General features: G+C 36.8%; 11 protein-coding genes. All 11 read right to left on the reverse strand.

The features are described from left to right. Positions 1 to 437: 437 nt before the first annotated feature. The 11 genes from ACFINI_RS02215 to ACFINI_RS02265 all read right to left on the reverse strand — a co-directional run bounded on the left by ACFINI_RS02215 (position 438) and on the right by ACFINI_RS02265 (position 13,617). The gene (locus tag ACFINI_RS02215; RefSeq protein ID WP_375645507.1) at positions 438 to 3,362 is read right to left on the reverse strand and encodes a bifunctional [glutamine synthetase] adenylyltransferase/[glutamine synthetase]-adenylyl-L-tyrosine phosphorylase; all 2,925 of its coding nucleotides are present in this window, start codon (positions 3,360 to 3,362) and stop codon (positions 438 to 440) included. Between the two features lie 90 nt (positions 3,363 to 3,452). Next, positions 3,453 to 4,835 (reverse strand): ATP-binding protein, encoded by a 1,383-nt coding sequence (locus ACFINI_RS02220; protein ID WP_375645508.1) that lies wholly within the window; start codon positions 4,833 to 4,835, stop codon positions 3,453 to 3,455. Further along, positions 4,832 to 5,518: a response regulator transcription factor gene (locus ACFINI_RS02225; RefSeq protein WP_273791552.1), complete on the reverse strand. Its 687-nt coding sequence runs from the start codon at positions 5,516 to 5,518 to the stop codon at positions 4,832 to 4,834. The genes ACFINI_RS02220 and ACFINI_RS02225 overlap by 4 nt, the downstream gene beginning before the upstream one ends. A gap of 72 nt (positions 5,519 to 5,590) precedes the next feature. Then, positions 5,591 to 7,102 (reverse strand): Do family serine endopeptidase, encoded by a 1,512-nt coding sequence (locus ACFINI_RS02230; RefSeq protein ID WP_375645509.1) that lies wholly within the window; start codon positions 7,100 to 7,102, stop codon positions 5,591 to 5,593. Between the two features lie 217 nt (positions 7,103 to 7,319). After that, the gene (locus tag ACFINI_RS02235; RefSeq protein ID WP_375611162.1) at positions 7,320 to 7,730 is read right to left on the reverse strand and encodes a cytochrome c-type biogenesis protein CcmH; all 411 of its coding nucleotides are present in this window, start codon (positions 7,728 to 7,730) and stop codon (positions 7,320 to 7,322) included. 1 nt (position 7,731) lies between these two features. Beyond that, complete coding sequence (locus ACFINI_RS02240) at positions 7,732 to 9,711, reverse strand: heme lyase CcmF/NrfE family subunit (RefSeq protein ID WP_375645510.1); 1,980 nt, start codon at positions 9,709 to 9,711, stop codon at positions 7,732 to 7,734. Positions 9,712 to 9,718: 7 nt separating this feature from the next. Then, the gene (ccmE, locus tag ACFINI_RS02245; protein WP_375629456.1) at positions 9,719 to 10,198 is read right to left on the reverse strand and encodes a cytochrome c maturation protein CcmE; all 480 of its coding nucleotides are present in this window, start codon (positions 10,196 to 10,198) and stop codon (positions 9,719 to 9,721) included. Positions 10,199 to 10,270: 72 nt separating this feature from the next. Continuing rightward, positions 10,271 to 11,041: a tetratricopeptide repeat protein gene (locus tag ACFINI_RS02250; RefSeq protein WP_375612997.1), complete on the reverse strand. Its 771-nt coding sequence runs from the start codon at positions 11,039 to 11,041 to the stop codon at positions 10,271 to 10,273. Between the two features lie 234 nt (positions 11,042 to 11,275). Beyond that, on the reverse strand, positions 11,276 to 12,694 hold the full coding sequence (locus ACFINI_RS02255) for an ATP-binding protein (protein WP_375645511.1): 1,419 nt from the start codon (positions 12,692 to 12,694) through the stop codon (positions 11,276 to 11,278). Beyond that, positions 12,694 to 13,359: a response regulator transcription factor gene (locus tag ACFINI_RS02260; RefSeq protein WP_375611293.1), complete on the reverse strand. Its 666-nt coding sequence runs from the start codon at positions 13,357 to 13,359 to the stop codon at positions 12,694 to 12,696. The genes ACFINI_RS02255 and ACFINI_RS02260 overlap by 1 nt, the downstream gene beginning before the upstream one ends. A 21-nt stretch (positions 13,360 to 13,380) precedes the next feature. Next, complete coding sequence (locus ACFINI_RS02265) at positions 13,381 to 13,617, reverse strand: hypothetical protein (RefSeq protein ID WP_375622279.1); 237 nt, start codon at positions 13,615 to 13,617, stop codon at positions 13,381 to 13,383. Between the last annotated feature and the right edge of the window lie 224 nt (positions 13,618 to 13,841).

A 13,841-nucleotide genomic window follows, 5' to 3' on the forward strand; every position in this document is an offset into this window, starting at 1 on the left:
AAGCTAATGTGATACATAAATAATGGTAAATCGTTTCACAATTTTTTGAAAAAATCTATAGCAAAAATGACACAGTTAAAAAATTAAAATTAGTTTTAAATAAAGCTTAAATATTATTTATAATTTCCAGAAGCTATTAATCTATAGCATCTTTTATAGCTTCATATTGATCATTATTATCTGAAATTATATAAATAATTATAATGTCAATTTTTTGAAAAAATGAGATAACGCTCATAAAAAATATGATTCACTAAATTAATCACTCATCGCTTTTTGTATAAAGAATGATACCTAGAATGGAGAATTTTTTCATCACACTTGAAAAAACAGTAGAGAACTTCACTCTAACCCTCTCAAGCGTCTATGAAATGAAAGACAAAAATTAATATATAAAAATGGAATTAATAATTTTTATTTATTCTTATAGAATTATTTTAATATTTCATGATTTTTGTAAAAACTGAACAGACCAATTGCCCAGTTTCTGCAATTAATTTTTCCACACGAAGCAAATCAGGTTCCCCAACACTATTCAACAAAAGATCACTTAATCTAGGTGGCATGTCATTGGGATCAAGAGAATCATTTAAGCAAAGCCGTATAATTTGACTCAAATTTGTATAAAGACGATAGGCATAATGTAAATCAGCAATACATGACTGATTAAGAAAACTGTTTGGTAAGTGATCTAAAATATCCGCTGTCGTCGCTCCAATTTGAAACTCCATGACATGCGTAATAAGAGAAAATTGAGCAATAAACTCCAAATCCATAATGCCACCAGACATCGTTTTTAAATCCCATTGATTTTTTGGCGGCTTTTCTTTTGCAATCAAGGCACGCATTTCACATACTTCTTTTGCAACTTCCTTCTTATCACGAGAAATAGCAATAATTGCACACACTTCATTTTCTAGCTTTTGTAAAAAATCAGGGTCTCCTGCAATGCCTCGAGCCCTTGTTAAAGCAAGATATTCCCATATCCATGCTTCTTGGCGATAATACTTTTTAAAAAATGGAAAAGAAACAGCAATAGGTCCTTTATTGCCTAATGGCCGTAACCTTAAATCAACGACATAAAGAATACCTTGGCTTGTAAGAGTGGATAAAGCAGAAACGAGGCGTTGTGCTAAACGCGTATAATATTGAGAGATATAAAGAGGCTTTTCTCCATCAGATATTTCTGCATCATCATCGTGTTCATAAAGCAAAACGAGGTCAACATCGGAATCTGCTGTTAATTCGCGACTTCCAAGCTTCCCCATACCCAATATGCCAACACGCCCCCCTTTAATACGACCATGAAGACGAGAAAATTCCTCTTGAACGGTAGCAAATGTTTTTGTAATCATAAGATCAGCAAGCGCAGTAAAAGCAAAACCCGCTCTTTCTCCTGTAATTGTACCGTTTAAAATTCGAATACCAATCAAAAAACGTTGTTCATCTGCAAAAATCCTTAAATGGTCAAGAATTTCCTCATAAGAAAGAACATTTTCAAGAAAATATTCAAGCCGTTTTTCTAAGTACGTTTTGGTCGGTAATTCTGAAAGAATATTCGGATCTAACATTCCATCAAAAACATGGGATCTGCGTGTAATAATTTCTGCAAGACGTGGAGCAGCACCCATAATAAGGACAAGCATATCCAAAAGAGAGGGATTAGACTGCAAAAGACTAAAAAGCTGAATTCCTGAAGGTAAGCCCTGTAAAAAACCATCAAAACGCAACATCGCCTCATCAGCTCGTTTTGTCCCACCAAAAGCTTTCAAAAGAGCTGGTGTTAATTCCGTTAATCTCTCGCGTGCTTCGGCTGATTGCGTTGCTTTATAACGACCAAAATGGAGCGTGCGCATAATACGACAAATATCACTTGCTCTTTCGAAGCCTAAACGGCTTAACGTTATTAATGTCTCCGGATCATCTTCTTCACCGGTAAAAACTAAATTACCAATTTCTAAACCAAGTTCTTGCTCATTCTCAAACAGTGCTGCATAATGTTTTTCAACAACCTGAAGTGTTTTTAATAAATCACGGATAAAATTGCTACTGTCTTGATAACCCATTAAATAGGCAACACTTGTGAATTGAGCAGTATCATTTGGAAGAAGATGTGTTTGTTCATCGAAAAGCATTTGAATACGATGTTCCACATTTCGAAGAAAAGCATAACTTTTTATAAGGCTATTTCTCGTTTTCTCACTGATCCAACCAAGCGTGTGAAGTTCTGCTAACATTGCAACTGTCTGACGTCCACGTAATTGAGGAAAACGTCCACCAGCAATGAGCTGCTGTGTCTGAACAAAAAACTCAATCTCACGAATACCACCACGACCTAACTTTATATTATGCCCATAAGCTGCAATTTGACCGTAATTTTTATGCGCATGAATTTGACGTTTGATCGAATGAATATCAGCAATAGCAGCATAATCTAAATATTTCCGCCACACATAGGGAAAAAGCTCTTTGAGAAAGTTAAAACCTGCCCTCTTATCACCAGCAACTGGACGTGCTTTAATCATGGCTGCTCGTTCCCAATTTTGCCCACGCCCTTCGTAATAACGCAATGCAGTCCTTACTGGTAAGGCCAAAGGGGTTGAACCTGGATCTGGACGAAGACGAAAATCAAGACGAAAAACATATCCTTCCGCAGTGCGTTCTTGAATGATACGGATTAATCGGCGTACCATTTTAGAAAATACGTCAACACTTTCAGAAAGATTACCAATATGAGGTGATGTTTCATCAATGAAAACAATAAGATCAATATCAGAAGAATAATTAAGTTCCCCTGCTCCTAACTTTCCCATCCCTAAAATAATTAAACCACAGTCTTTTTCTGGATTCTCACGGCTTAATAAATTGATCTTACCATGATCATGCGCTTCTCTTAATAGAAAACGTAGTGCTACACTTAATGCTGCTTCGCCCAAACGTGTCAACCAAGCACATGAAACTTCGTAAGTAAAAACACCACCCAAATCAGCTAAAGCAATAAGAACATGCGCTTCTCGTTTTTTGCGCCTTAAAGCAGCCATCAATGAAGTTTCATTTATAGCTTCATCCTTATCAATAGCTGTAATATCATCTATAATTTCGCTCAGCCTTGTTTCTATATCAACATTTAATAAAGCACTAAGATATGGTGTGTTGGCAATTAAAACCTCACGCAAAAAAGGAGATAAGGTCATAACCGAACTGATAAAATCAATCTGCGTTCCACTCTCTGAAATGATGGAAACAAGCGATTCTAAACCTTCTTTCCTTGCTTGTTCTTCCATGTCTTTTAACCATTGGGAACCACTTTTATCGAGAGGACATAAAGGGAGAAGCTGTGTTTTTAAAAAAGCTTGTTTCATCTCTGCTCCCTTGAAAAGCATTTTGCTTTCCTTTCTATTGCTTTATACTTTTAAAATAGTTGTGACCTATGAAAGTGAAGAAAAATATCTTTAAGGAAATAACAAAACAGCCCTAAGCCCTGGATTTGCATTTTCAAGTAACAATTCACCCCCGTGAAGCTTCATAACCGCTTTTGCTATACTTAAACCAATCCCAAACCCAGGTTGTGTGCGGCTTTCTTCAAGACGAACAAATCGTTCTGTCACTTTTTCACGTTTATCCTCTGCTATTCCTGGTCCATTATCGCTCACAACAACTAATAAATGTTCATCACGATATTCCATTGATAAGCAAACCTTCGCTTGCCTTCCACCTTTAGGCGCATATTTAATTGCATTATCTATAAGATTAAAAATTGATTGCGCAACAAGCTCACGATTCAATTTTAGCTCTTTATCAAATATATCTCCCAACTGAAGTAAAACACCTGACTCTTCAGCAAAAGGTTCGTAAAGCTCAACAGCATCCTCAAGGATCAGTTTCATATTAATCATTTCAAGATGTTCAATTGCACTGCTGGCCTCAATACGTGAAATCATTAAAATCGCATTGAACGTACAAATAAGTTGATCTGATTCTGCAATAACCCTATCAAGGACCTGACGATATTCAAGCTTTGTCTTATTTCCTGAAAGCGCTTCTTCAGCGCGATTTCTAAGACGCGTTAACGGCGTTTTCAGATCATGAGCAATATTATCTGATACTTGACGTAAACCAATATTTAACTCTTCAATGCGGTCTAACATAACATTAAGATTGCTTGACAATCGATCAAACTCATCCCCTACTCCAGAAACAGGTAAACGCCCACTGAAATCACCATCCATCAAGCGCTGTGATGCAGCCGTTACATGATCAATCCTTTGTAAAGCTCTTCTGCCAACAAAAAACCATATGAGTAAAGCGCCTCCAACCATTGCAGCAAGTGCAATGATCACAGCTTTGCGAATAACAACAGCAAAACGTTCTGGCTCATCCAAATCACGTCCTATAAGAATCTTCATAGCATTAGGTAAATCAACAATAACCGCCAAAGCGCGATGTTCACTTGTTTTGCCATGTTCTCCAAAACGGGAATACAAAAAAGAGGTAGAAATAAAACCACTCTGATTCAAAAGACCTAATTCAATACGTGCTACATTTCCAGCTAAAATACGCCCCATAGAATCTGTAACAAGATAAAGAAATGCTCCTGGTTGTCTTGAACGATAATCAATAGTGCGCATTAATAAGGATAATCCCCCATAATTATAAGCATTTTCAATATACTTTAATTCTTCATGTAAAGCCTGTTCAGTTTGCTCTGTTAACAATGAAGCAGAAAATGCCGTCATATAAATAGAAAGTCCTGTTGCCACCAATCCAAACAATAAAATGTAAAGTGCTGAAAGCCTTAGCGCCGTCGTGCGCATTATATTAATCAAACGATTCATGCTTTGTTATCTGGTACTTTCAGCATATATCCAGCTCCACGCACTGTATGGAGAAGGGGAACATCAAAATCTTTTTCAATTTTGGCTCTCAAACGAGAGATATGGACATCAATGACATTCGTTTGTGGATCAAAATGGTAATTCCAAACGTTTTCCAAAAGCATAGTGCGTGTAACAACCTGCCCCGCATAACGCATCAAATATTCAAGTAAACGAAACTCTCGTGGTTGCAATAGAATGTTTCTATCACCTCGTTTTACCGTATGTGCTAACCGATCAAGCTCAAGATTACCTACACAGTAAACAGTTTCTGCTTCTTTAGGATTTTTCCGCCGTTGTAAAACTTCAACACGCGCAAGAAGTTCAGAAAAAGCATAAGGCTTTGTTAAATAATCATCTCCCCCTGCACGCAGCCCCGTTACACGATCATTAACTTGCCCTAAAGCAGACAGAATAAGAACCGGTGTTTCATTGCCTTTAGCGCGCAATTCAGCAATAATAGAAAGACCATCACGATGCAAAAGCATTCGGTCAACAACCATAACGTCATAATTTTCCGTGGTTGCTAAAGCGTATCCCGTATCTCCATCATAAGCAACATCAACAGAATGCCCTACTTCCAAAAATGCTTTTTCGAGATAATGCCCCGTCTCATGATCATCTTCAATAACGAGTATCTTCATAAAACGTATCTCCATTATTTTATTATGTTGTAGGACAAATGTTTAATAAACATTTGTCCTACAACTAAAGCCTTATTTTTTGAAAATTGGAAGAGCAACAAAACGATTTTGATCATTTGTTCGCACTTGTAAGAGTATAGCCTTTCGTCCTAACTGCTGAGCATTTTTCATTGTGTTAATAATATCAGAGACTCGTTTAACTGGTTTATTATTTACTGTCACAATGATATCACCAGGGCGTATCCCTTTATCTGCAGCATCTGAATCGGTATCGACATCCGTTACGACAACCCCTACACCATCATCAGAAGGCATAACAATCAAACCATAATCTTCCAATGTTTCATCTAAATCACTCTGTCCATTTGAATATTTTGAAGTCTCTTTCTTACTTTCATCTTCAGACATTGAAGCGAGTTTAACCTTTATACTCTCCTCCTTACCTGATCTCCAAATCCCTATGGTTACCATTTCTCCTGGTTTAATATTTGCAATACGTTTCGCCAGCTCACGCGCATCAGCAACTTTTTCATTATTCACTGAAATAATTACATCACCCGCTTTAATACCAGCCTTTTCTGCCGGTCCTTTTAACGGATCAGTAACCAAAGCACCTTTGGCTTCTTTCAATCCTATTGAATCGGAAATCTCCTTTGTTACCGGCTGAATCTGAACACCTAACCAACCACGTTGAACTGAACCTTTTTCAATAAGTTGTTGTACAACCTGTTTTACAGTCGCTGCTGGAATAGCAAAAGCAATCCCAACATTTCCTCCAGAAGGAGAAAAAATTGCTGTATTAACCCCAACAACCTTTCCATTAAGATCAAACGTTGGACCACCAGAGTTTCCTCTATTAACAGCAGCATCAATCTGAATAAAATCATCGTACACACCAGTGCCAATATCACGTCCACGTGCAGAAACAATACCTGCTGTCACAGTTCCACCAAGACCAAATGGATTCCCAATGGCAACAACCCAATCCCCAACACGAAGCTTTGAATCATCACCAAAATCAACATAAGAAAATTTTCTTTTATCATTCACTTTTAATACGGCAAGGTCGGTTTTTGGGTCTTTCCCAATGAGCTTTGCGTTCAATTCTGTACCATCATCAAGAACAACAGTATAACTTGTTCCGTCAGAAATCACATGATCATTGGTCACAATGTAACCATCAGATGAAATAAAAAAACCCGATCCAAAAGCAACAGGACGGAGTCTCTGCGATTGGTGCGGAAATTTATTTTTAGGTTTATCAAAATCATAAAACTCTTTAAAAAATCTTTTTAAAGGATGCTGATCTGGTAATTGATCAAGTCCTGGACCACTAAAAAAGTTGCTAAAGAACCTATCTTCTTTCTTTTTATTGCTCTTTACTTGTACTGCCACAACGGCTGGTTTCACTTGAGCAACAATATCGGCAAATCCCTGTTGTTGCATTAACGAAGTAAATACAGAACTTGCATGAGCCTTTGTCATCCACAAGCTTGATGTACATCCACTAAAAAACAGTGCACTTTCCAATATCGCAGAAAAACTCACTGCGACAAATGTTTTAAAGAAAGCCTTTTTAACCATTTATTCTATGCTCCTATTCAATCATACCTTTATTTCAATTCCGATCACTTATAAAATACCAGACCTTACCATTTTCTGTCTAAATTATTAAAGTTTTGTAAGGTTTCAGTATTCCCTAATATAATTACAATAAGATTGTCTGCTCATTGCAGATGATCTGATTTTTTCTTTTATGTAACATTTTTTTTAATGCAATGACATTTTTGACTGTTCTTTTTCATTCACATAACGCATGATTATTCCGTTTGAAGTGGAAAAATATGATACTTACGCCAATGATAATAATGATCAAAGGCGAGAACCATAAAAACCAAGTTATCTTATTCAATGGTGGTTTCAAGAGAATAAATTCACCATATCGCTCAACAAGAAAGTCAGTGACTTGCTGATTACTATAGCCCATTTTTAGCCTTTCCCGAATTAAAAGCCGTAAATCACGTGCTAAAGCAGCATCTGAATCATCAATTGATTGATTTTGACAAACCGGACAACGTAAATGCGATGAAATATGGCGTGCTCGCGCTTCAAGAATCTTATCCTTTAAAATCTCATCCGGCTCTACTGCTATTGCTAATCGAAAAGGAAATGTTGCAATTAAAAAAAATACAATCCAAAGAATTTTTTTCATCTCAATGTCTTTTCCAAAAATTTAAAGCAAGCACTACCCTATTGTACATGCCAATGCGAAACCAATACCCCAGAAGAGAAAGACATCCCCCCATAGCCATCATGAATGCCCCTAACCAAATACATATTACATAAGGCTTCCACCATACGTGCACAACGAGACCCCGATTATCAATATGTCCTGGTACAATATATAGCTGTGATAAGCCATGATTTTTAAGACCAACTTCTGTTGTTGATGTATTTTGGCTTGAATAAAATCGCTTTGAGGCTGTTACATGACCTACAATGTTTTTATTTTCATATATTTTAAAATAAAACTCCATTGTCGAATAATTCGAACCAACACCATCATACACTGCATCAAAATGAAGCGTTTTATCCGCTATCGTCACCCTATCCCCTACGTTCATGATTAAAATACGTTCTTGCCCAAAACTTGCCACGCAAACAATACCAAATAATGTAACGCCTAATCCCATATGTGCTATTGCTGCACCAAAAGTAGACCATGGCAATCCAAGAAATCTCTTAACGCGTACTGAAAAAGCTCTCTTACCATATCCACTCTTTCCCCATAGATCCGCTAAACTGCCTAAAAAAACAAACGCTGAAAGCCCAATCCCTAAAACTGCAAAAATATCACGCACAGATGTCGCATAAAATATTATAAAACAGACGATACCAACCAATACAAAAACAAACCACAACCGTTCAAAAACTGCAAGAAAATCACCGCGTTTCCATGCCACCATTGTCCCAAACGGAACAAACAACAACAGCAAAACCATTAGCGGTCCACAGGTAAGGTTAAAAAAAGCAGCCCCTACAGAAATTTTTTGCCCTGTTAATATCTCAATAAAATAAGGATAAAGCGTACCAATCAATACTGTTGCTGTTATTGTTGTCAGTAACAAGTTATTTAAAACAATAAACCCTTCACGTGAAATTGGTTGAAAAAATCTTTCTGTTTTTAAAATAGGGGTACGCAAAGCAAAAAGAAGAAAAGCAGCTCCCGTAAAAAAAAATAAAAGAGCAAGAATTGCTTGCCCGCGTGCTGGATCAACAGCAAAACTATGAACAGAAACTAAAAGCCCAGAACGCACAAGAAAAGTTCCCATCAGAGAAAGGGAAAAAGTAAGCAGCGCTAAAAACAGAGTCCAACTTTTCAATATTTCTCGTTTTTCGAGAACAAGAGCAGAATGTAAAAGAGCCGTTCCTGAAAGCCATGGCATAAACGAAACATTTTCAACAGGATCCCAAAACCAATACCCCCCCCATCCTAGCTCATAATAAGCCCAATAAGAGCCAACCATAATACCCAATGTCAAAAAACACCAAGAAAGTAAAAGCCACGGACGAATCCCACGCGCCCAAATTCTATCAACATGTCCCATAATCAATGCCGCAACGGCAAAAGAAAAACAAAGTGAAAAACCGACATAACCTAAATAAAGTAGCGGTGGATGAATTGCTAATGCGATATCTTGTAAAAGAGGATTGAGACCATTTCCCTGCAATGCTGGTGGATTTACGCGTAAAAATGGATTGGATACAAAAAGAATAAATAAAAGAAAAGCAGTTGTAATCCAACTTTGGCAAATTAAAACAAGCGTCTTAAAATCTTCTGGCAAATGTTGGCTAAAAAAAGCCATCAATGCGCTAAAAAAAGCAAGACTTAAAACCCATAACAACACAGAGCCTTCGTGGTTGCCCCAAACACCTGTAATTTTATAGAGCATCGGTTTTTCTGAATGAGAATTCTCAACAACGTTCAAAACAGAAAAATCAGATACGACATAAGCATAAATTATCACTAAAAAAGATAAAAGCAGTAATGTAAAAGTGATATATGTTAGAGGAACAACTGTTTGCATTAACAAACGCTCTCTCCACCAAAAACCTAAAGCAGGTAAAAATGCCCCTAATAAGCTTACTGAAAATGCTGCAGCTAAAAAAATATGACCTAGTTCGACAAGCACAATCGAATTATTTCTCCATAATGTAATGTTTTTTCAAACGATCAGCTGTTTCTTTAGGCATATAAGTTTCATCATGTTTTGCTAAAATACGCATCCCTATAAAAAAGCCCTGTTTATCGAAATGCCCTTCTACGATCACCCCCTGACCTTCACGAAAAAGATCCGGTAAAGCACCATTGAAAATTACTTTTTCATGTTTTTTGTTATCCGTTACAAAAAAAACAACGCCTCTCTCTCCAACATATTGAACAGTTCCCTTTTCAACAAAGCCACCCAAACGCAAAGGGCGCTCCGTTAAAATATCTTCTCTTGTAATTTCAGAGGGCATTCTAAAAAAACTGACCGCATGACGCATTGCATACACTATGAGACTTGCTGCAATTGTCATAACCAAACAACATAATAATATGATCAGTAAGCGCTTTTTTTTTCGCTGCTCTAAAATAACCTTCCATGAGGCAGAATTCTTTAAAGATTGACTGTTCATAGACACTCTGCGAAAAAATTTACGTTATAATTAAGTATCAATATTTTATTTTTTAAAAGCTTTGCACATCTTCTACATAGGTGCAAGATTTCTTTTCTTTGTATGCTCACTCGATAAATCACGTAACTGAATTATCATTTTTTTAACACGTGATTGTCCTGAAAAATTTTCAGGCATTGTGTCAAGAAAGCTTTGTAAAAATTGCACTGCCTGCGCAGTTTTTCCTGCTTGATGCAATGCATCAGCCAACAATAAACGTGGATAAAAATCTGTTGGCGCTAAATCTGCTGCTTTTTGAAAAGCATTTTGCGCTTCTTGCGTTATCACTCCCCCTTCATAACCAACCAATGCTAAACCGTATCCTACAAGCCTTGGAGCTGTTTCTCCATTCAAACGAAGTGCATCTAAATAAGTATTCACTGCTTCTTGAAAAAGGCTTTCTTCGAGATACCCTACCGCTAACGCATCTGCTAGCTTGCCATCATGAGGTGCACGGAAAAAAAGCACTTGTAAACGAATAAGCTTTTCTTGCTTACTAAGAGTTTGAGGATCCTTATCCATTAATTCGCTAAAAAAATAACTTTTCACTTCTGGATTGCCTGTCAGCCCATAAATATTCCATGTCATAAGGAGAACAAACAAGATACTTAAAGCCTTAAGAATATTTCTTTTTTTATAATGCATATAAAGCTTGTTAAACTCAATCATACGCTTATGGCTTCTATAACCACCCACGGTTTGAACTTTCCATTCTTTTTTTATCTCATCATCAAAACGTAGTGAAAGAAAAAGAACACTTGCCAGAAAAATCAGAAAAAATGCTGCAAAAATCAATAAGAGCATATCGTTTTTTTCCAATACGAACAGAGAATAACTCGCTTATATTTTATCCTCTTCATGAGAAAAGTGATGTGAATTAATAAAAATTCATTTTTTCATGGAGAATATTATAAAATCTATTGTATATATCAATTAAATAAAGAAACTAAAAACAATGTTTCCCTACTCTTTGATGTATTATCTGAAAATACTGCTTTACAAACTTTATAGACATTTCTTGCTTAAGGAAAAAATATGTTATTCTCCCATCTTAGGTAATAAAACTTTTGCATACAACCCACCCAAATCAGAACGTGATAAAAAGAGATTGCCACCATATTCACTGACCATATCTGAAACAATTGCTAACCCTAAGCCTGACCCTAGTTTACTTTCATTAAACCGCCACCCTCTTTTTAATGCTTCATCAATTTTGTCTTCTGTTAAACCAGGACCATCATCTTCTACAAAGATACTAAAATATTCTGTTTCTTCAGCATTTTCTTCTAAACAACAAGAGATCAAAACCTTTGCGCGAGACCACTGAGTAGCATTTTCAATCAAATTCCCTATAATTTCTTCTAAATCTTCCTTCTCTCCAGAAAAAACAATATCATCAACATCCATAATAAATTGAATTTGTTTTTCAGGATTAAGCTTTTTCATAACCCGTACCAAGCGTTCAAGCACACTGCGAACAGACGTATGATAGACAACACTATCGCATTGTGCTGCAATCCGCGCACGCTGAAGATAATGATTGATTTGAGCTTGCATTATTTGCGTTTGCTCTCTCAACAAACTAGCCTTTTCTCCGCGCATCTTATCTGTCTCATTCATAATCACGGATAGAGGCGTCTTCAATGAATGCGCGAGATTACCAACCTGTGTGCGAAATCGCTCGATAATACGCTGATTATTATTAATGAGAGCATTCATCTCTTGTACAAGCGGCATCACTTCGCTTACTAAATCCGTATTCACATAATGAACTCTTCCTTCGCGAATATCATTCAATGCACGTCGAATAAGCTTCAACGGTTGAAAACTAAAGAAAATAATAGCAATATTAATAAGAACACTCCCGATACCGAAACTCCAAAGAAAAATTTGCAAAGTTCGCTTAAATTCCTTTACCTGGGCATGAGCTTCATCGATATTCCCAACAAGCCGAAAACGTGCAATATGATTTTTATTATCAAGAACAACATCACTCTCAATCACTTGTAGCTTTTGACCATTGTTCCCCGTTATCCGATAAGAGCGAAAGAATTTATTGTCAAAAGGTATATCAACATCACTTGGTGTAAATATCTCGCCTGTTCCCAATGAGGGAGATGTCAATCTTCCTTTTAAATTATGGGATATCGCAACAACTTCCCAATACCATCCTGTTGTTGGATCAGAATAACGAATATCATCAATCCCAGCCCCTCCTATCAAAGTACCTTCCGATGACACCGTCACTGTTGCAATAAGACTGTAGAGTTGAGCAGAAAGGATACGCTCTAGGCTTTGTTCAGTCGAACGCTTATAAAATAAAATACTTACTGCAGAAATCGATAAAAGAGAAATAACAACCCATAATGTTGATAAGATCATAACACGTAAACTGAGAGATCGAGTAATTACAAAAAAGAACCTCCTATACCAATTATTCTCTTCAAAAACATTCATTAATCACCTCGCGTTCTCACGCGATATCCCATTCCTCGAATAGTTTCAATCAAATTCACTCCAAGCTTTTTCCGTAACCGACCTACAAAGACTTCCACCGTATTCGAATCCTTATCAAAATCCTGATCATAAAGATGTTCAGTAAGCTCTGTTCTTGAAATGACCCTGTCACAATGATGCATGAGATACGAAAGCAGTCTGAATTCATAAGATGTTAGTTTAATCAATTGACCATCCACAAAAACACGAGACGTCTTTGTATCCAACAAAACATTTCCGCAACATAATGCACTTGTCGCATGTCCCGTAGTGCGACGAATTAATGCTCGCAAGCGCGCCATCACTTCCTCCAAATGAAATGGCTTCACAACATAATCGTCAGCTCCAGCATCAATACCGTGCACCTTATCAGACCAACGGTCTCGCGCCGTTAGCATTAAAACAGGCATGGAGAGCCCTTCTTGACGCCACTTTTCAACAACACTAATACCATCAATCTGCGGTAAACCTATATCAAGTATCACCGCGTCGTAAGACTCTGTGCTCCCTAAAAAATAAGCCTCTTCACCATCGAAAGCACTATCGGAAACATATCCTGCACGTCTTACAGCTTCTGCTAATTGATGGTGAAGATTCCGATCATCTTCAACGATTAAGATACGCATCACAACACCATCTGCTAAAGACTAATCAGCAGGAACAAAAAACTCAACACGACGTAACTTTTCACCATTACGGGCTGGTACAACAACTACAATTGCACACATGTCCTTTCCATCCTGAACAACCGGTTTTGAACGGACGAGAACCCCGCTCTCTTGCGCGGCAGCCTTCTTACCTACTTCAGCACACCCAGAAGCTAGAACAGAATCTGCTTCTAAAAAAGCTGCTATTATTACGAATAAGAATTTTTTTTTCATCATAAATATTTCAATAACCCATCTCTTCTCTTCCTTGATAAAGGGTAAAAGAAATAATGGTTTTTTTTGGTCGATTAAAAAATCACAAATGGAAATAATTTATCCTCTATCTTACAGAATAACATATTAACATTACTCCAAATTTTTAAAAAATCAAAAAAATATTTTTAATAATGAGAATAAAATTTATTCAATAAAATAATAAAATATTAATATACTATCTTACA

The organism is Bartonella sp. AA56HLJMS, assembly GCF_042197145.1.
Classification (GTDB): Bacteria; Pseudomonadota; Alphaproteobacteria; order Rhizobiales; family Rhizobiaceae; genus Bartonella.

Excerpts from the sequence above, each read along its gene's own strand:
- ACFINI_RS02220 (WP_375645508.1), bottom strand. The coding sequence starts at position 4,835 with ATGAATCGTTTGATTAATATAATGCGCACGACGGCGCTAAGGCTTTCA.
- ACFINI_RS02250 (WP_375612997.1), bottom strand. The coding sequence starts at position 11,041 with ATGCTCTTATTGATTTTTGCAGCATTTTTTCTGATTTTTCTGGCAAGT.
- ACFINI_RS02225 (WP_273791552.1), bottom strand. The coding sequence starts at position 5,518 with ATGAAGATACTCGTTATTGAAGATGATCATGAGACGGGGCATTATCTC.
- ACFINI_RS02265 (WP_375622279.1), bottom strand. The coding sequence starts at position 13,617 with ATGATGAAAAAAAAATTCTTATTCGTAATAATAGCAGCTTTTTTAGAA.
- ACFINI_RS02230 (WP_375645509.1), bottom strand. The coding sequence starts at position 7,102 with ATGGTTAAAAAGGCTTTCTTTAAAACATTTGTCGCAGTGAGTTTTTCT.
- ACFINI_RS02260 (WP_375611293.1), bottom strand. The coding sequence starts at position 13,359 with ATGCGTATCTTAATCGTTGAAGATGATCGGAATCTTCACCATCAATTA.
- ccmE (WP_375629456.1), bottom strand. The coding sequence starts at position 10,198 with ATGAACAGTCAATCTTTAAAGAATTCTGCCTCATGGAAGGTTATTTTA.
- ACFINI_RS02255 (WP_375645511.1), bottom strand. The coding sequence starts at position 12,694 with ATGAATGTTTTTGAAGAGAATAATTGGTATAGGAGGTTCTTTTTTGTA.
- ACFINI_RS02235 (WP_375611162.1), bottom strand. The coding sequence starts at position 7,730 with ATGAAAAAAATTCTTTGGATTGTATTTTTTTTAATTGCAACATTTCCT.
- ACFINI_RS02215 (WP_375645507.1), bottom strand. The coding sequence starts at position 3,362 with ATGAAACAAGCTTTTTTAAAAACACAGCTTCTCCCTTTATGTCCTCTC.